We start from the raw sequence: 18,936 nt of genomic DNA on the forward strand, positions 1-18,936 counted from the left end.
TGCCGTTAAGCACGTCATCGTTCGGCGTGCCGACCAAGGCACTCAGCAGATTCAACGTGAAATCATCACTCACCGATAGCCCGCCCGAGTCGGTCGCCGTAACGGTGATAGCAATCCCCCCGGGCTGTGTCCCTGCCGGCGGCGTACCACTGAAGCTGCGGCTCGGCGCATCGAAGATCAGCCACGCCGGCAATGGATCGCCGTTCAGCAGACGGGCACTGAGAACAAGGTTGTCGCCAGCATCCACGTCAGCAAAGGTATTGGCCGGCAAGGTATAGGCAACCGCCTGCCCAAGCCCGTTGAGCTGGTCGAACAACGCCACCTGCAGTGTCGGCGCATCATTCACCGCCGCCAGGTTGAAGCCCTGCACAGCGGCAACCGAACCACCCTGGCCATCCATCACCTGGTAGTTCAGCGTGACCGCGCCGTTGTAGTTGGCATCGGGCGTAAAGGTCCAGCTGCCATTGCCGTTATCGACCAGCGTGCCGTGGTTGGTGCTCAGGTTGGCAACGGACAAGGTGTCGCCATCCGGATCGCTGGCGTTGGCCAGCAACTGCGCGGTGGTAATGCTATAAGCCGTGTCTTCGGTGCCAGAAGGCAACGCGCTCGGGGCGCCGAGGATCGGCGCATCGTTGGTGTTGCCGATGGTCAGGGTAAAGCTGCTGCTCGCCGTGGCACTGCTGCCATCAGTAGCCGTCACTCTCACGCTAAGACTGCCGACATCACTATTGCCCGGCGTACCACTGAAGCTACGGTTGGCCGGGTCGAAACTGAGCCAGCTCGGCAACGGGTCACCGTTAGCCAGGCTGGCGCTGTAGCCGAGGGTATCGCCGACGTCCACATCGGCAAAAGTGCCGAGCGGTACGGTGTAGCTGAAGGGCGAGTCTTCGCTGGCATTCTGCGCGAGCAAGGCAATGGCCACGATCGGTGCATCGTTGACGCCGGTCAGCCGCACCTCGAAGGTACCGTTGGCCGAGCCGCCGTGCCCGTCCTGCACGGTAAAGGCAATCACATCGACGGCCTGCGCTCCGGCACCGAGAGTATCGATGGCCGGGGCGTTGCCACTGTAGAAAAAGGCCCCAGGGTTCCCGGCAAACACTGAAACGCTGCCGCCCAGGCTGCTTTGAGGAGCAAAAGTGTAGGTCAGCGAATCACCGTCCGGGTCCTGTACGTTCCCACTCACACCCGCCGAGATGAAGCCGTTCTCGCTGCCTTCGGCCCACGGCACCCCGCTCACCACTGGCGCATCATTGACCGCCGCCAGATTCAGCTGCGCCGCAGTCGCGACTTGAAGACTGCCGTCACTCACGACCACGGCGAAATTCACCGGACCATTGAGGTTGCTCGCCGGACTGAAGGTCCAAGTGCCGTTGCCATTATTGGTCAAGGCTCCGAGGCCCGAGTCGACGCTGACGCTCTGCACACTCAGCGTAGTGCCCGCATCCACGTCGCTGGCATTGGCCAACAGCTGTGCAGTGGTAAAGGTATAGGCCGTGTCTTCGACACCATTGGCCAGGCTGACCGGGCTGCTGACGGTTGGCGCATCATTGACCGGCGTCACATTGATGCTCAGGGTATTGGCGTTGATGGCGAAGGCTGTGCCGTCGCTGACCTTGAAGCCGATGCCAACGTAGCCACTGCCATTACCATTGAGAGCCGGCACAAATTGCAGCTTGCCAGCATCGAGGTCGGCCTTGCTGATGACCTGGTCCTGAACCACCGCGACCCAGGCACTGCCGTTGTTGTACTGCAGGTTGCCGAGCACCGGCAGGCTGGTGATTTTCACCGCGGCCAGCGGCGTGTTTTCCGGATCGCTGTAGGTGCCGAAGTCGGCGCTGCCCAAGATCACCGGCGTGTCCTCCAGGGTGGCCTGAGTGTCATTGGTGGAGCTTGGAGCAGCGTTGACTGGAAGAGTAGCCGCGGCCTTGAGGGCGGCCGTGTTCCAGACCACGTTGTTGCCGAAACGAACCTGGTCGATCTCGTAATCGGCGCCCAGATAAAAGTTTTTCAGGGTCAGGGTCTGGGAGTTCGCCAGCACCACCATCTGCAGGTCGTTGCCGGTGTGCACGAAGCGCACGTTGTTACTGTTGAGCCCCACCAGCTGCACGGTATCGACGTCAGTGCTGACACCGCCACTGTTATCGATCACGTCGTTGCCATAATTAGTGCCGTAGCGATAGGTGTCGCTGCCGCGGCGGCCGGCCAGAGCGTCATCGCCAGCACCACCATCGAGGAGGTTATTGCCAGTGTTGCCGGTCAGGCTGTTGGCCAGGGCATTGCCAGTGCCGTTGAGATTACTGGCGCCGGCAAGTTCGAGATTTTCCAGATTGGCACCCAGGCTGTAGGTCAGCGAGGCGCGCACGGTATCGTTGCCACCACCGACCAGCTCGGAAACACTGTCGCCACTTTGATCGACTATGTAGACATCGTCGCCGCTGCCGCCCGCCATGCTGTCGTTGCCAACCCCACCGTCAAGCAGGTCGTTGCCGGCGTCGCCGTTCAGGCTGTCATTGCCCAAGCCGCCTTGCAGAGTGTCATTGCCATCGCCGCCCTGGAGCAGGTCGTTGCCGGCACCGCCGTCAAGTTGGTTATTGCCGGCGTTGCCGATCAGAGTGTTGGCAAGCGCGTTGCCGGTGCCATTGATATTGGCACTGCCGGTCAGGGTCAGGCGCTCGACGTTGCTGCCCAAGGTGTAGCTGATATTGGCCCGGACCAGATCATCGCCCTCGTTGCTGGCCTCCACGACCACATCTGCGGCGGTATCAACCACATACGTGTCACTCCCCACGCCACCTTCCATGCGGTCGTTGCCGCTGCCGCCGTCAAGCGTGTCATTGCCGCCGTTGCCATACAGCGTGTCGTTGCCACCCAGCCCCTGGAGAGTGTCATCGGTGGGGTTACCGTTGATCACGTCGGCGCCATTGGTCGGCACGACTGGCGGGTAATAGAGATTGGCCAGCGCCTCGCTGACACCCCAAGTACTGCCGTCAGCGAACTGGATTCGGTCGATCGCATGGTCTGCATCGAGAAAGCACTGGCTAACGGTGATGGTTTCGCCAGTGGCCAGAACGGAGAGCACCAGGTCGTTGCCGATGCGGGTCAAGCGGATCTGGTTGGCGTTGAGGTTGGTCAACCGGAGGATGTCGACGTCGCTGTTGGCGCCACCGGAATTGTCGATCACATCGAAGCCATAGCCCTGGCCGAACCGGTAGGTATCGCTGCCGCGCCCACCCAGGAGCCGATCATTGCCCGTGCCACCGTCCAGCGTATCGTCACCCGCGTTGCCGAAGAGGGTGTCGTTACCGCCCAGGCCATTGAGGGTGTCGGCCGCAGCGCCCCCTGTCAGAGTATTGGCGTTCTCATTACCGTTGATGATAGCCATGACCTAACCCCCGATGATTACGAAGTTTTTTCGATTTTAGGACTGTAGTCCGCAGCCACTTGTTGGCATCATCCGTTTGAATGAACAGGCAAACCTTTTGTCTGAAAGTCGGATCCTACGCCCGGTTGACCGTCGGCATTGTCTGACAGGACAGGATCAGGGGCGGCGAGCTTCTGGCTGAAGTTCCCTGGGCTCAACCAGGCATAAACGCTTTCGACACTGTCGGCAGGCGGCTTTCCCGCCCAGCGATTGAGCGTGAGCCTGGCACGTCGGTCACTCGGACTACCCGATGATGATCGTTGGCATCTACGCCACACTTGGCGTGTTCTTGATCCTGGCCGCACGTGATCCGTTAGCGAATCTGAGCCTGATCTGGTTCACCGTGTGGTCTAGCGCCGTACATGGAGGAATCATGGCCGTCCAGGCGGTCACCCAGCCGGGGCAAATGGGGCACTTGGCAGGTGACGTACCGGCGCTCTTCATCGTGGCGGTTGCCTTGGCCATCTTGACGCCCCGCTCGCAATTGGCCGCTAGGCCCCGGATACACAATGGGGCCTAAGGGTAGGTTTGACTGTCAGGATCGGGTCGATTACAGCCTTTTCTGACAGGTAACAATCGGGCCAAAAGCAGTCATGCAAACATCGAGGCCAAAGAAGTTTTCTCAAGCCACTACTGCAACCTTAGGTTTACCAATCCTTGCGAGTAATGAAAAAGCACGACTGAGCATCGCGCCTCCACATCATCAACGCGGCGACGCGAACCGCGCGCCAACTTCACGGGTACCGACTGAGGATGGTCTGCCAGCCCTGCAAAAATGCGGCTCCGAAACCGGCTCCTACAGTAACGACAGCGGATAGCTGACAATCACGCGGTTTTCATCAAATTCCAAGGTGCTGTAATCCCGACGCAAGGTGGAGTTGCGCCAACGTACGCTCAGGTTTTTGGCCACCCCGCTTTGCACCACATACGCCAGTTCCGATTCACGCCCCCATTCCTTGCCATCGCTCACAGCACCGACATGGGCGTTGCTGCCGTTGATGTAGCGGGTCATCAACGTCAGGCCCGGCATGCCCAAGTCCACGAAGTCATGGTCATAACGCACTTGCCAGGAGCGCTCTTGCGCCGCGTCATAACTGGAGTTGTAGCTGTCGTTGGCCAGGCTGGTGCCGGCGGTGCCATTCACCCGCATCCAAGCGTTATCCCCGAACATCCGTTGCCCGCCCAGGTAAAACGTGTGAGCACCGACCTTCGCCGACAGCATGGCCGACAACGCCCGGTTTTCCAGATCGCCGGCCAGGGCCTTGCCGTTTTCTTCACCCGCGAAGTAACCCAGGTTGGCCCCCAGCACCCAGTTGCCTGCCGGTTGGCTGTGGGTCAAGTTGAAATAGCGTTGCTGGTAGATATCGGCCAACTCCGAATACCAGACGCCCACCTGGGTTTTCTTCTCGTTGAACTGATATTCGGCGCCGCCAAAATTGAAGCGGTCCGAGGTCGCATCCGCACGGCCAGCCATGAACATGTCTTCCATGCTTGCGTCATTACGCGGGCTGTTTGCGCGGAACTGGCCGCCATACAGGGTCAGGCCATTGAGCTCGCGAGAGGTCAATTGCGCACCGCGAAAGGTCTGGGTCAGGGAGCGCCCATCGTCGGAGCGTAACACCGGCAAGGCCGGTGCCCATTCGCCGGCCTTGAATTCGGTGTTGGAGATTTTCGCTTTCAATGCCACCCCGAGCCGGCCGAAATCATCCGCCGGGCGACCATCGTCATGCACCGGCAGCAATTGGGTGTTGGCGGAGCCTTTTGCGCCGTCGAGTTTAATCGAGTACAGCCCCAGTACATCCAAACCGAAGCCGACAGTACCCGTGGTGTAGCCGGAGCGTGCATCAAGGATGAAACTCTGGGTCCACTCCTCGGCCTTGGCCTGGGGATAATTGCCATCGACGAAGTTGCGATTGATGTAGAAATTGCGCAGGTTCAACGAGGCCTTGGCATCGTCGACAAAACCTTCGGCGTGGCTATTGGCGGATAAAACCAGGCAGCCCAGCAGTGCAGGCGTGGAGCGAGAAAGGATTTTCATTGTTGTTATTCCTTTTTTACAGGCAACAGTCTCCCGTCGCAGAGAAAACAACTATCTGCCGAGGGGAAACGTCTTGGATGTTTAAGGTGCGCTGTGGGCTGAACTACCCCACGAGCGCAATGATCGCCGGAACGCTGAGGACCGCCGTGTAGTGCCCCATGAACTGCACACCGGTGTTGAAACCCAGGAAGCGCGCGAGGAAACCGCCGAGCAAGCCCACCGTGACAATCACCAACAATCCCAACAAACCGCCCTCCCAAATGCCAATCACCAGCACCAGTCCGATAAAGGTCGCGATCACCGCTTCATGGCTGATCTTGCGCACCACGAAAGCCGCGGCGCCGTGGGCGAAGTTCATGGTGAACGGGTAGGCCACGAGAATTGCCACGATCACCGCGAGCATTCCATAGCCAAGAAAATCCCAGGTGCTGAGCAGATTGTGCAGGTTGTTGACTTCGCCAGTGGCGTTGTCCACCCAGAAGCGTGGTGGTGCGTTGAACAGCGGCGCGGCAGGGCCGGCAGCCACCGGACTCAAGGGCAGACCGAAGGCGATCAGCGGGATCAGCGTTTCGGCGATGTAGGTCGACTCAGTGACACCGTTTCGGGCGGTGATGACCGTTGTCAGGCGGTCATATGCCTGCTTGATTCGCGCACCGATCACTTCCCCCATGATCACGGTCATTGCCACCGGGCTGAACACGAAGGTCGCGCTCGACACACTGGCCGCCATGGCCGTGACCTTCATCTGGCGCGGGTTGATGACCTTGAGCGGGTTGGGAAAGTAACCTTTCCAACTCTTGAGGTCCGGCGCCAGGGAGAACACCCGGTATTCACTGCGGCGCATGCGCTCGCGCTCGGCCGGTGCCAACAGGGAAAACAGCGAAGCAATCAGGGGCGCCACGGCGATGCCGAGGAAGTAACTCACCGACAATTTCACCCCGTAGTGGCCGGTCAAGGCTTGCAACGCGACGATCACCACTACAAATGGCACCAGCGCCAGCACGGAGGCCCAGCGACCTGCAGAGAAGTAGGCAATGGCGAGTGCGGCGCAGAGGAACACCCAGGGCGCAAACTGCTTGATCACCCCACCAAACGGCGCCAGCAATACCGCAAACAGAACCGACAGTGGCACCGCGATCAACGCTGCCACCGCGCCGCCGGTGATCATTTTGCGCAGGGCGATATGCGGTACGCCGAGTTTGCGCAAGTAGTTGGCGTCGCCCAGCAAGGCGGTGGCCACCGTATCACCGGGGATCCCCAACAAGGCCGTGGGCACCGCGTGGGTCATATGCTTGGCCACCGCACCGGCGAGGAAGAAGGTCAACACCCCGGCAGGCGGCGCGCCAAGCAATACCACCAGCATCGTCAGCGGGGCAAGGGTCGAGGTTTCGTCTGTGCCCGAGACCAGGCCGATCGCGGAAAACACCACGGCGCCCAGCAACCCCAGGGCAAACGCCATCATGATTTCATGCATGAGCATTTCCATCATCCGCGCCCTCCGCTCAGGCTGGAGGTTGCATCAATGTCTGGCGCAGCCACCGGATGCAGATTTTCTTCGCGGGCCTGGGCTTCGCGGAACAAATCATAAAGTCCCAACTCACGCAGTTCTGCGATCACTTCGGCAGACAGGCCTTCAAGCCGACCGAGGCTGCCGTACTCCTTGAGCAGGTCTGCCACAACTTGCTCGCGAAAAGCCGGATCGGCGGCGTGCTCCTGCACATCGCGTTTGGGTGCAAACAATTTGGCACTGATCACGCCGGCTGCCAGGCAACCGAGCACGCCCACCAACATGGCGTAAGTCTTGGCCATCTGCGCAGACTCGACGATGGGATGCAGCAGGTGGAGCGCGGTGAAGTAAGCACCCAGGCTAACCACCGCACCGATGCAGATGGAGACTGCCAAGTCTCGGCCATCGATGGTGTCGCCCCATACCTCGTAGAGGTTTTGCTTTCCAGGCGGTGAAAGAGATTGCTTCATAGTGCCCTCCGGCCCTTGCGGGCTTGTTGTTTTTATCGAGGCTTGAAAAGCTTGACCAGTAACGCAATTGGCGCTGGCCGGGTAAGGCATCAGGCCATGCGAGGCCTGATCAGCGCATGGCGGGCGAGCATCGCCTTGGCCACGCGCGATCCACCGGTGCGCTGCAACTGACTATCGATAAACACGCCCACCTCGATCAGTTGCTCAAGGTCGACACCGGTGTCCATACCTTGGCGCTCCAGCAAGTACACCAATTCTTCGGTCGCCACGTTTCCGGTGGCACCCGGTGAATAAGGACAGCCACCCAGTCCCGAGACCGAACTGTCGAATACCCTGACCCCAGCCTCCAGCGCGGCTTGAACGTTCGCCACGGCCATGCCGTAGGTGTCATGGAAATGCCCGGCCAGAGCACCGATCGGTACTTCTTTGACACAGGCGGCTATCAGCCGGGCCGTTGCTCGCGGCGTGCCGACGCCTATGGTGTCGCCGAGGCTGATTTCATAACAGCCCATTTCATACAGTGCCGATGCCACCCGCGCCGCTTGGCTGACGCTAACATCACCACTGAAGGGGCAGCCGAGTACGCAGGACACATAGCCCCGCACCGCGACGCCCGCCTCTCGCGCCTTGACCAATACTGGACGGAAGCGCTCCAGGCTTTCGTCAATCGAGCAATTGATATTCTTATGGGAAAACGCTTCCGAGGCCGCTGCGAACACCGCCACCTCCCGACAACCAACTGCCAGCGCTGCCTCCAGGCCTTGAAGGTTGGGCACCAGGGCGGTGTATGCCACCCCGGGTCGCTGCCCGAGTCGGCGCAGCACCTGATCGGTGCCCGCCATCTGTGGCACCCAGCGCGACGAGACAAAAGCACCGGCCTCGATGGTGCGCAAGCCAGCCGCAACCAACCCCTCCACCAGCGCCACCCGCGTGTCTACCGACAGATTGCGGGCCTCATTCTGCAAACCATCGCGTGGCCCCACCTCCACCAATCGCACGGCGTCCACGCTTATAGCCCGCGCTTTTCAAGCAGCAAGGCCTGGGCTCGATCGGCGCGCACGTCGTGGCTCTCGACCATGCGTTTGACCAGCCAATCCAGCTCTTCGCCACGAGCCCCCGCCGACAGCGCCACATTGCGTGCATGCAGCGCCATATGCCCGCGCTGAATGCCTTCGGTGGCCAACGCCCTCAGCGCTCCGAGGTTTTGCGCCAAGCCCACGGCAACCGCGATTTCCCCCAACTCCTGGGCGGTTTTCACGCCGAGAATGCGCAGCGACAATTGCGCCAGTGGATGGGTCTTGGTCGCCCCGCCCACCAGCCCCAATGGCATCGGCATCTCAAGGGTGCCGACCAGGTGCCCGGCGCTGTCCTTTTCCCAGGTGGTGAGCGAACCATAGTGACCGTTACGGCAGGCGTAAGCATGGGCGCCTGCCTCGACGGCGCGCCAGTCATTGCCGGTGGCAACCACCAGCGGATCGATGCCGTTCATGATCCCCTTGTTATGGGTCGCCGCGCGGTACGGGTCGATAACCGCAAAGGTGTAGGCGTCGATGATCCCCTCAATCACCTCTTCACCGCTGTACTCGGCGGTGGCCAAGTGCTCCGGGGCGATACGCAGTTGCGCCCGTGCCAGACGCAGGTCCGCCAGGTTGGACAGAATGCGCAAGCGCACCTTGCCACCCGTAAGGCTTTCCATCAGCGGCGCCACGGCCTCGGCCATGGTGTTGACGGTGTTGGCACCCATGGCATCGCGGACATCGACAATCAGGTGAGCCACCAGCATCGGCCCGCGCGGGCTATCGGCAAAGGTGTGCACCTCAATATCTCGGCAGCCGCCGCCCAGCTTGATCAGCAATTGGTCCTTGCTGTTGGCCTGGGCGATGATTTGTTCCTTGTGACGCAACAGGCTCAGGCGTGCATTGAAGGGGTCACTGACGCCGACGATTTGCACTTGCGCACGCATCAGCGGTGCACTGCTGGAAGTCTGGAAGCCCCCGGCGTGCCGGGTCAACTTGGCCATGAATGAAGCGGCAGCGACCACTGAGGGCTCTTCCACCACCAGCGGAATCACTACGTCGCGGCCGTTGATCTGGAAGTTACTGGCCACGGCGTAGGGCAGTTCGAAGGTGCCGATCACGTTCTCGATCATGCCATCGGCAATTTCCAGCGCCAGTGCGCCGGCATCGCGCAGCAGGTCGCTGTCTTCGGCGCTGAGGCCCAACAGTTGCTGGAGGTGTTCAAGACGCTGGCCGGGAGAGAGGCTACGAAAGTTGGGCAAGCGGGAATCGATAGGCATCGAGGGCTCCTCTGGGAGTCATTTGTTATTGGATGACGCCAAATTGCCTCATCTGTATCCTTGAAAGAAGGTACAGTTTTGTCGGACAGTTAAGCGACTGTACCCATTACAAGAAGCCCACAAGGACATTTACCATGGCGCGCCAGACCCTCGCGCAACAGGTTGCCAGTGCCATTGCCCAGCAAATCATCGACGGCGCGCTGAAGGCCGGCGAGAAGCTGCCCTCGCTACGTGAATACATGCGCCTGCACGGTCATTCGAAAAACACCGTGATCACCGCCTACGAGCACCTGGCCGCCGAAGGGCTGGTGGAAGCCCGTCACGGCCAGGGCTTTTTTGTTATCAAGCGCGTGGCGCACACCAGTGAAGAAGACGACAGCCTGCCCTACAACCGGGCGCTGGACACTATCTGGATGATGCGCCAGCAGTTCCTGCGCGACCCTGGGCATTCACCGTTGGGGGAAGGCTTTCCGCCAGTTGAATGGCTGATGGACATGCGCCTCGACAAGTTCCATCGGCAGGTGGTACGGGCCGGGGTCACCACCTTGTTTCGCTACGGCACGCGCCTGGGCAACGCCGGGCTGCGGGCACGGCTGGTACAAAAGCTGGCGGACTACAACATCAAGGTCGCACCTCGCCAACTGGTCACGACCCTGGGGGCCAACCATGCCATGGACCTGATCATCCGACGCTATATCAATCCGGGCGATGCGGTATTGGTGGAAGACCCTGGTTACTACCCGCTGTTCGGCAAACTCCAACTTCAGGGCGCGAATATGCTGGGTGTGCCTCGTGAGCCCGACGGGCCGAACCTGGAGGCATTGGAACAGTTGCTCAAGGCCCACCGACCCAAGTTGTTCTTCTTCCAATCCATCGGCCATAACCCCACGGGATCGGACCTGTCACCTGCCAAAGCGCACCAGCTGCTAAGGATCGCCGAGACCTATGACCTGCTGCTGGTGGAAAACGATGCCATGGCCGACTTCAAGCCCAGTTCGGCCATCAAACTGTCGGCCCTCGACCAACTCAACCGTACGCTGTACCTGGGCAGCTTTTCCAAATCAGTGTCGGCAGCACTGCGGGTGGGGTTTATCGCCGGCAGCAAGCAACGGGTCGAAGAATTGGCCGATATCAAGATGATCCTGCATAACAGCGGAGCCGAATACAGTGAGCGGACCATCGACGTGATCCTCGGAGAAGGCCAGTTTCTTCGGCACTTGTCGCGCCTGCAGGATCGCTTGCGCCAAGCCACTGCCCGTGGCCTGGCGTTGCTGGACGAACTGGGAGCCGAGGTTTTTTGCCGTCCAGAACAAAGCCTGTACCTATGGGCACGTTTTCCGCATATCGAGGACGCCAATGTCCTGACTCGGCTCTGCCTGGCCCAAGGTGTGATGCTGGCGCCAGGGGCGATTTTTTCGACTCAGCCGAAAAAGGTAGTGCCCTGGACCCGTCTCAATGTGGCGTACCTGGATGACCCTGAATTCTGCAAGATCATTCGGGAATTACGCCTGAATAGTCCAGAAATGCGACACCCGCATTGAGCTCCAACACGGGCTGATATAGAACACCTTGGCAGCATTTTCCGCAGTTGCTCAATCCGCGTTCCAAGGACTCGAATGTGAAAATAAAAACAAACAAAAACCTGCTATCCCCCTTGCTCCTCTCTCTGCTGATGCTTCATGGGACTCCCACCTTTGCCGAGGAAGTCGCCAGCCCACCTTCAAATCTTTTAACGGCTGCCGTCGCCTGGAAGCAAACCGCAGCCGAGTTTGAAGCGCTTTATTATCAAGGGTTCAACGTAGCAAGAATGCAACTGGATCGAGCGCTCCAGGCCCACAAAGCGGGTGATCGACCTTTGGCTATCATCAGCGATGTCGACGACACCGTCCTGAGTAGCAATAGCTACTGGGGCTACATGATCAACGCCGATAAGGAGTTTTTCGACGACGCTGCCTGGGATAAATGGGTGGCTGAGAATGGCCCGGTTGCTACACCTGGCGCGGTGGATTTCCTGAGCTATGCGCAATCGAAGGGGGTTGAGGTTTTCTACGTCACCAGCCGTGACCAGGGCGAAAAAACCTTTGAATACGCCTTGGCGAATCTTCGCAAAAGCAATCTTCCGTTTGCCGATGAAAAGCATCTGACGGTTTATCGGGAAAGCTCCAACAAGGAGCCACGCCAATCAGAGATCGCCAAGGATTACGATGTGGTGGTGATGCTGGGTGACAACCTCAACGACTTCAAACGCAAGTACTACGTCGCTGACGTTAAACAACGCAATGGCCTAATGACCGAAGACAAGGAGCAGTTTGGCCGCAAGTTCATTATCTTTCCGAACCCTACCGATGGCCACTGGCTCAAAGCCATTTTTGGCGACTCGGAACCACCGGCCACCCCGGAAAACCGCGCCAGGTTCAAGGCGGCGGCTGGCTCTACAGCCTGGCAGCTCAAGCAATAACAGGGTTGGGTCTGACAGCAGGCCTTAGGGGGCGGCAACCATCGTTGCGCCCCCTGAACCCGCCAGACCAGGATGGGTTTTCTCACTTTGTCCGGTAGTCGGCCAAAGCCAGAGAAGTGTCGTCTATCTGGACGCAGTCTCCATATAAGACTTCACCGCCGCGAGCCCGGGTTGACCTTCCACTGTTTGAACATCGAGCAATGTTTTATCCAGCCATTCGGGATGATCACCCAGCCATTTTTTTACCGCAGAGCGTGGGTCAAGGCCGCCATTGATCACGTAATCCATCATGGTGTTTTCGGCATCGATGGAAAACTCCAGGTTCTTGAGAAGCTGGCCCACGTTAGGGCATTCGTCCAGGTATCCCGTACGCACGTCGGTGCGCACCGACGATGCGCCGTAATTTGCTCCGTAGTACTTGTCACCGCCTGACAAATATTCCAGTTCGATATTCTTGTTCATGGGGTGAGGCGCCCAGCCCAGAAACACGATCCAGTCGTTCTTTCTGATCTGCCTGCCGACCTGGGTCAGCATGCCCTTCTCACTGGACTCAACCAGGCTCCAGCTCCCCAGGTTATAAGCGTTATCGGCGATGAGGTTCTGGATCGGTTTGTTGCCACCCGGTTCTACGCCATAGATTTTCCCGCCAAACTTTGCCTTGTAAGTGTCCAGGTCTGCATAGCTTTTGACACCTTGCTCATAGACGTATCGCGGAACCGCCAAGGTGAATTTGGCGCCGGTGAGGTTCACTCGCACGGTCTGAATCGACTTGTTGTCGTAGTAAGGCTGGGCCGCCTCGATCAACGCGGGATCCCATGTTCCGAGGAACACGTCGATGCTCTTGCCTTCCATCGCCTTGTAGGCGATTCCGGTCGATAGCGTGATGACTTTCGGGGTGTAGCCCAGTCCTTCCAATACGGCGGTGGTCAAGGACGTCGTCAACGTGATGTCGGTCCATCCCACCTCTGCGAACTGAGGCGCACGACACGCCGCCGGCTCCGCGGCGCCGGCAATCCCCTGGAATGTCATCAACAGCACGGCACAACCGATAGCACTGCTTTTCATACCGGATCCCCTTGCGATCTCTTGCTCTTGTTTTTAGGAGAACCTAGTGATAACTTTTTTTTCATTGAGTGTCCAATGAAAAAAAGAGAAGCCCATGCCAAAGGTCGGAATGCAGGAAATCAGAAGAAAGCAGCTCGTCGAGGCAACGCTCGCCCTCATTGGCGAGCAAGGCATGGCGGGGACGAGCATGGCCCAGGTGAGCGCCCGCGCGGGGTTGGCCAACGGCATCGTCCACCACTATTTCTCGGACAAGAATGCGTTGCTCGAAGCCACCTTGAGAGAGCTGAACAAACGCATCAACGCCGAGATCTTTGCGCGCCTGCGCCTGTCCACGACACCCGCTGAGCGTGTTCTCGCGTTCGTGGACGGCAACGTCAGTGCCTTGAACCTGACGCACGACAATGTCGCGGCCTGGCTCGCCTTCTGGGCCCAGGTACCGCAGTCCCCGAAATTGCAGCGGGTACAGAACATCGTGGCGCGCAGGAGCCACTCCTTACTGTTCCATGCCTTGGCAAAAAGCATGGACAAGGCCACAGCCAATTCCCGGGCGCAGATGATCGCGATCTTCATCGACGGCTTATGGTTGCGGGCTGCGGTCGATTGCAACCCGGACACGATCGATGACTCGCGTCGCCTGGCTTACGAGTTCCTCAACAATGCACTTGGTTATGATCTGGAGGCGTAGAAATGACACCTGAAGAGTATAAAAGTCTTGATGCCGTGGGCCTTGTTCAAGGGTTGAAGTCCGGTGAAGTCACTGCGCTGGAGTTGGTCAACCTGGCCGCCAGGGAAATTGAAATCCAGGACCCGGCCCTGGGCGCAGTCGTTGCAATCGATATCGAAGGCGCGCAACGTGCGGCGCTGGATCCCAAGGCAGGAGCACTCTCAGGTGTACCTATCCTGATCAAGGACACCAACATCGATGTAAAAGGCTTTGCAACCCGGCACGGTTCGCGATTGTACGAAGATGCCGCACCCGCTCAGGTCGACAGTGAGTTTGTCAGCCGGTTGCGCAAGGCCGGGGCAATCATTCTCGGGAAAACCAAGACGCCCGAGTTTGCCGGAGATTTTGTCACAGAGCCGCAATGGCAAGGCCCTTGCCGAAACCCCAGGAACCCGCGGTACGCCTCTGGTGGATCAAGCGGAGGCTCGGCCTGTGCCGTGGGCGCAGGCATGGTGCCCGTTGCGCATGGCACCGACTGTGGCGGGTCGATCAGGGTTCCGGCTGCCGTTTGTGGTGTGGTTGGACTCAAGCCAAGTCGGGGACGCAACCCTGTGGGCCCGCATGTCGGCGAGTTTGTGGGTGGCCTGGATTGCGAGCATGTACTGACCAGGACCGTGCGCGATAGCGCATTGCTGCTGGATGTCCTGTCTGGCTATGAACCCGGCGCGCCCTATGCGGCTCCCCCCGCCCCGCCCTCCTGGCTCGAATGCCTGAAGACGAAGTCGCCACGACTGAAAATCGCCTTTGCCTGTGCCCGTCCAGATGGTTCGAGTATTGATGAGTCCATCCACAAAGCCCTATTGAATGCCGTGGATTTTTTAAGCAAAGACGGCCATGAATTACGTCCCTTCAATTGGCCGGACATGAGCCGCGCCGGGGCAGCCGCCGCATTATTCTGGCAGATGGAAATCGAGGCCTTGATGGAGCACAAGGCCCAAGCTCGCGGTTATCCAATCTCTGAAAAAGATGTCGAATGGATTACCTATGAGTTTTACAAAAGTTCGCGTCGCAGAACGGCACTGGATGTGCACCATGCACGTGCCGCCCAGAACAAAGTAAGCCACGACATGGTCGATCGCTTCGCCGATATCGATGTTCTCATCACGCCGACAGTGGCGCTGGCACCACCGTTGATTGGTGGCTTTGTCACAACCGGGGAAAGGCATCTGGACGAGTGGTATAAAAACGCCTACGCATTCTCTCCCTTCACTGAAGTGTTCAACTTGACCGGCCAGCCAGCCATCAACATCCCCGTTGGGATCATGGAGGGCGGCCTTCCCATCGGGATGCAAATCGTTGGCAAATTTGGTGATGAGGAAACCATTCTGAGGCTCGCAAATGAAATTGAAAAAAGTTTATTAGCGATGGCCTTGTTTTAATGGGCAGGCACTTTTGCTTTTCCTCAATGGATGTTGTTGGCGTTAGCGGGACTGGCTGAAGCGACCCACAACTTTATAGACACTGCCACAGGCAGATATCTTGTTCCTGCCAACCATGATTGGCTGCTTCACGTCGTGAAGTATTCATGAGTGCCGGCTTTGGTCGTTTGCCGCCCATCGTGAAAGGCGGCATTCGGCTGGAAGCAGCCGGTGACAAGTGACTCTCCCTTTCCCAAGGCGGCCCTAAGCTTTACCGGTTGTAATGCCCCATTGTCATTCATAAATGGCCGGCAGATCTCCGGGACCCAGTTCGGCTTTTATCGCATTACTGGGTTGGTCACAGCAGGCTGGATCACCTAGCAGCATTACCAAACGCTCATCGTACGGATGGAAAGCCCCACCTCCAACAACCCAGTGCCCGAGACACTCGCATAATTCCAGCTTATCGAAAACATCGCCGTAGCCCCAATCGGGCGAGGAGAAAACGACTGCCAACAATCGATTGAAGACCGGCTCACCATCAAGAGTGGAGAGGGCATCAAAGGGCACTACATTGAAATGCAATCGGTGTTGCCGCGCTTCCAGTAGGACACTTGCTATTTCATGCGCATCGAACGCCGGAATGGCATTGCAACAGAAGCAGGCGCACAAATAACGGATAACTGTCTCGATCCACCGGTCGAACGAGCGCCCACACGGCTGATCCGAGTAAACCAGTTGATAGTTTTGAGGCAAGAACTTTCGCTCAACAGGTTCCGCATCTAGATAAAACACGTACGAGAACTGGCCGGTAACCTGCATCGAGACATCCAGCGGGGCATTGACAAGAAACGCAAAACGGGCGCGATCGACTTCCTGAATGGTTGCATGAGAAAGCAAGCCAGCCTCATCGGCATAACTGTAGATTTTGAAATCTTGTGACTCGAACTTAAAACCAAAAATTTCACTTCTACTGGCCATCCGGTCAGTACCTCTGCACTATAGCAAATGGCCATTATATCATTGCTGTCACCACGTAACCCTTCGAGAGCAGACACCACTCATGTCCTTCGTACCTTCATTTTTTGATTTCTTGATTACGCATCTCCAGCAGGAAGAGCGCCGACGCATGCTGATGTCCATTGCGGTCACAGTAGCCCCTGAGCATTGGTTGAGCCTGGAAGCTGCTGCGCTACTGGACGTCAATCGTGCCCGGTTTGGACTGGGCGAACCTCTGGATGATCGTCACAATGTGCCCCGCTGGCTGATCGCTGCCGAGCGCAAGAAAGTGGATTTGTGGATCGAAGATCAGACAGGAGAACAGCCACCCCATTCCGTGGAGTTCAAAGTCGTCCACAATAATAAAAATGCCTATCAGAAAATATGGGAAATCCGCCGTGACCTGCAAAAGGTAATACCTAATACCGAATCGAATGACCAGGTCATACGGTGGGGTGTGGTCCTTCTGGTATTCCATCGCTTCTACGAAGATCAAGCCGGCGGGTACGCGCTGAATCGTCAGTTCAAGGATTGCCAGGAAATGCTTCAGGCCTTTGAACATGCACTGCAAGACGACGAAGAATGGTATGAAGGCGCGCCAAAACTGGAGCTGGCATTAGAACCCGTGCATCTCTGCGACATGGCCACGGCAAACTACATCGACCCGGCGAATGGACAGTCGGCTATCTATATCGCATTGGTAAGAAGAAAAAACTGAGGTGCCTCCCGTGGAGATTGATCAGGGCTTGCTCGATGCACTACAAAACGCCAAGCATGTCCTTGTGTTTACCGGAGCTGGAGTTTCTGCGGAAAGCGGCATTCCAACGTTCCGTGATGCGCTGGTTGGATTGTGGGCACGCTTCGACCCCGCTGCCCTGGCTACACGTGAAGCCTTTAGACGAGATCCGACATTCGTATGGGGCTGGTATGAGTGGCGGCGGATGCAGGTGTACAACGCGCAACCCAATCTGGCGCATCGGGCAATTGCTGAACTATCCGCCATGGTGCCAAAGCTGACACTGGTCACACAGAACGTAGATGACCTGCATGAGCGCGCCGGCAGTATTGGGGTCATCCATCTGCACGGGAGTTTAAACAAGCCACGTTGTTTTGCCTGCGCCAGGTTCGCTATCGACCCTATGCCGCCGCCTGATGAGCCAATAGAGGGTCGGCACTTGGAGCCGCCGCGATGCAGTCATTGCGGTGGCAAGCTACGCCCTGGCGTAGTGTGGTTTGGAGAAAGCCTCCCTACCCAGGCTCTCGCGCAGGCTTTTGCCGCTGCGAAAGACTGCGACGTACTCCTATCTGTCGGAACATCGGGAGTCGTCGAGCCCGCAGCACAAATACCAGACATTGCCTGGCGGGCGGGGGCTACCGTGGTACATATCAATCCAGACGCCAAGTGTGTCCGAAGCGCGCGGGAGTTTTGGTTAGGAGGGCGAGCAAGTGAGGTACTGCCACAACTGCTGATGCAAGGGTTCAGGCCTCACGATCAGTTATTGCGCAAAGCAAATCCAAACACAGACCTGTAAATGTGGGGGATATACGTCATTTGACACCCCGCCCTTTTTGTATCGGGCTCAAGTGCACTGAGATACTGGAGGGCCCGCTGGAGTCTCCTTCACTGCAACGTCTGCAGGTCGCAGTGCCGGTTCACTTGAGTCAGAACAGCCTCCCCCGCGAAATGCCTCGCCAGATTATCAAACGTCAGATCCAGCATTGCCTGGACTGTCGCATCAGTAGTACTGGCCATATGCGGTGTCAGCACCACATTGGGCAACTCCAGCAAAGCCCGGGAAACGTGCGGCTCATCGCAAAACACATCGAGCCCCGCCGCGAGAATCCTGCGTTCGCGCAAGGCCTCGACAAGGGCCTGTTCGTCGACGATGGAGCCGCGCGCGATATTGATCAATACACCGCTGGGGCCAAGCGCTGCCAGCACGGCCGCGTTGATCATGCCGTGAGTCTCGGCGCCACCGCTCGCGCACACCACCAGATAATCGACACTCGCTGCCAGTGCCTGCACATCGCTGCACCAGCGATAGGGCACGTCAGACTTTGGCGTGCGTCCCGTATAGGCAATGCTCATACCGAACGCCTGGGCCCGTAACGCCACTGCCCTGCCAATGCGGCCCAAACCGACGATGCCGATTCGCCCGCCGAACACCCGCGCCGTCATCGGATAGCGGCCGGCTGGCCATTCACCTCGTCGTATAAACCGGTCGGCGTTCAGAACCTGGCGGGCGGCACACAGCAATAGCGCGATGGCGAAATCTGCAATGTCGTCGGTGGACAGTCGAGGGGTATGGGTGACACAGACGTTGTGTTCACGCGCGGCTTCAAGATCGATTCCGTCGTAACCGACACCCAGCACCGAGATGATTACGAGCGCTGGCAATCGGGCGATCAATGCACGGGGCACGCGGGATTCGGCCGTTGCAACAATGCCTCGCACGGTGGGAGCCAGCTCCGTGATCCGCGTTTCGTCGAGATGCGAATAGGCGTGGCAGTCGAAGTGCTCGCGCAGGCGGATGATGAAACTGTCGGGCAAGCGGGAAAGCAGTAACACAGTGGGCTTCATCGCGTGGTCCTGTCTCGGC

The 18,936-nt window shown here is 58.5% G+C and carries 14 protein-coding genes and 2 pseudogenes; 7 read left to right on the plus strand and 9 right to left on the minus strand.

Annotated features, from left to right (window positions below; translation table 11 throughout):
- A pseudogene (locus PMI35_RS33365) lies at positions 1–3,325 on the minus strand (cadherin-like domain-containing protein); the annotation flags it as partial.
- A 316-nt stretch (positions 3,326–3,641) separates the two neighbouring features.
- Between PMI35_RS33365 and PMI35_RS35535 the strand changes: the two are divergent.
- Positions 3,642–3,941, plus strand: a pseudogene (locus tag PMI35_RS35535) (DUF6632 domain-containing protein); the annotation flags it as partial.
- 276 nt (positions 3,942–4,217) lie between these two features.
- Here PMI35_RS35535 and PMI35_RS04725 read toward each other — a convergent pair.
- From PMI35_RS04725 to PMI35_RS04705, 5 genes are all read right to left on the minus strand, one after another.
- Positions 4,218–5,459, minus strand: coding sequence for an OprD family porin (locus PMI35_RS04725; RefSeq protein WP_008064845.1), 1,242 nt, complete (start codon positions 5,457–5,459; stop codon positions 4,218–4,220).
- A 103-nt stretch (positions 5,460–5,562) separates the two neighbouring features.
- Entirely contained in the window at positions 5,563–6,948 is a 1,386-nt protein-coding gene (locus PMI35_RS04720) for a tripartite tricarboxylate transporter permease (RefSeq protein WP_008064846.1), read from the minus strand.
- Positions 6,945–7,436 (minus strand): hypothetical protein, encoded by a 492-nt coding sequence (locus tag PMI35_RS04715; protein ID WP_008064847.1) that lies wholly within the window; start codon positions 7,434–7,436, stop codon positions 6,945–6,947. Before PMI35_RS04715 ends, PMI35_RS04720 begins: the two co-directional genes overlap by 4 nt.
- 89 nt (positions 7,437–7,525) lie before the next feature.
- A complete protein-coding gene (locus PMI35_RS04710; RefSeq protein ID WP_157295805.1) occupies positions 7,526–8,449 on the minus strand; it encodes a hydroxymethylglutaryl-CoA lyase in 924 nt (307 codons plus the stop codon).
- The gene (locus tag PMI35_RS04705; RefSeq protein WP_008064857.1) at positions 8,446–9,732 is read right to left on the minus strand and encodes a hydroxymethylglutaryl-CoA reductase, degradative; all 1,287 of its coding nucleotides are present in this window, start codon (positions 9,730–9,732) and stop codon (positions 8,446–8,448) included. The genes PMI35_RS04710 and PMI35_RS04705 overlap by 4 nt, the downstream gene beginning before the upstream one ends.
- A 134-nt stretch (positions 9,733–9,866) precedes the next feature.
- Here PMI35_RS04705 and PMI35_RS04700 point away from each other — a divergent pair, with 134 nt between their 5' ends.
- Positions 9,867–11,273: an aminotransferase-like domain-containing protein gene (locus tag PMI35_RS04700; RefSeq protein WP_008064858.1), complete on the plus strand. Its 1,407-nt coding sequence runs from the start codon at positions 9,867–9,869 to the stop codon at positions 11,271–11,273.
- A gap of 77 nt (positions 11,274–11,350) precedes the next feature.
- Entirely contained in the window at positions 11,351–12,190 is an 840-nt protein-coding gene (locus tag PMI35_RS04695) for a 5'-nucleotidase, lipoprotein e(P4) family (protein ID WP_008064859.1), read from the plus strand.
- A 123-nt stretch (positions 12,191–12,313) separates the two neighbouring features.
- Here PMI35_RS04695 and choX read toward each other — a convergent pair whose 3' ends face one another.
- Positions 12,314–13,255 (minus strand): choline ABC transporter substrate-binding protein, encoded by a 942-nt coding sequence (choX, locus tag PMI35_RS04690; RefSeq protein ID WP_008064860.1) that lies wholly within the window; start codon positions 13,253–13,255, stop codon positions 12,314–12,316.
- A gap of 94 nt (positions 13,256–13,349) precedes the next feature.
- On the opposite strand from choX, the gene betI reads away from it, so the two are divergent.
- Together betI and PMI35_RS04680 are read left to right on the plus strand one after the other, a co-directional pair.
- Positions 13,350–13,940, plus strand: a complete 591-nt coding sequence (gene betI / locus PMI35_RS04685; RefSeq protein ID WP_008064861.1) for a transcriptional regulator BetI — start codon at positions 13,350–13,352, stop codon at positions 13,938–13,940.
- A 2-nt stretch (positions 13,941–13,942) separates the two neighbouring features.
- The gene (locus tag PMI35_RS04680) at positions 13,943–15,358 is read left to right on the plus strand and encodes an amidase (RefSeq protein WP_008064862.1); all 1,416 of its coding nucleotides are present in this window, start codon (positions 13,943–13,945) and stop codon (positions 15,356–15,358) included.
- Positions 15,359–15,631: 273 nt separating this feature from the next.
- On the opposite strand, the gene PMI35_RS04675 is transcribed toward PMI35_RS04680, so the two are convergent.
- A complete protein-coding gene (locus PMI35_RS04675; RefSeq protein ID WP_008064863.1) occupies positions 15,632–16,318 on the minus strand; it encodes a hypothetical protein in 687 nt (228 codons plus the stop codon).
- 82 nt (positions 16,319–16,400) lie between these two features.
- On the opposite strand from PMI35_RS04675, the gene PMI35_RS04670 reads away from it, so the two are divergent.
- Positions 16,401–17,054, plus strand: a complete 654-nt coding sequence (locus PMI35_RS04670) for a hypothetical protein (protein ID WP_032832035.1) — start codon at positions 16,401–16,403, stop codon at positions 17,052–17,054.
- Between the two features lie 10 nt (positions 17,055–17,064).
- Positions 17,065–17,868, plus strand: a complete 804-nt coding sequence (locus PMI35_RS04665; protein WP_008064865.1) for an SIR2 family NAD-dependent protein deacylase — start codon at positions 17,065–17,067, stop codon at positions 17,866–17,868.
- A gap of 89 nt (positions 17,869–17,957) precedes the next feature.
- Here the strand turns inward: PMI35_RS04665 and PMI35_RS04660 are convergent, their stop codons facing one another.
- A complete protein-coding gene (locus tag PMI35_RS04660; protein ID WP_008064867.1) occupies positions 17,958–18,917 on the minus strand; it encodes a 2-hydroxyacid dehydrogenase in 960 nt (319 codons plus the stop codon).
- Positions 18,918–18,936: the final 19 nt, after the last annotated feature.

The organism is Pseudomonas sp. GM78, assembly GCF_000282475.1.
Taxonomy (GTDB): Bacteria; Pseudomonadota; Gammaproteobacteria; order Pseudomonadales; family Pseudomonadaceae; genus Aquipseudomonas.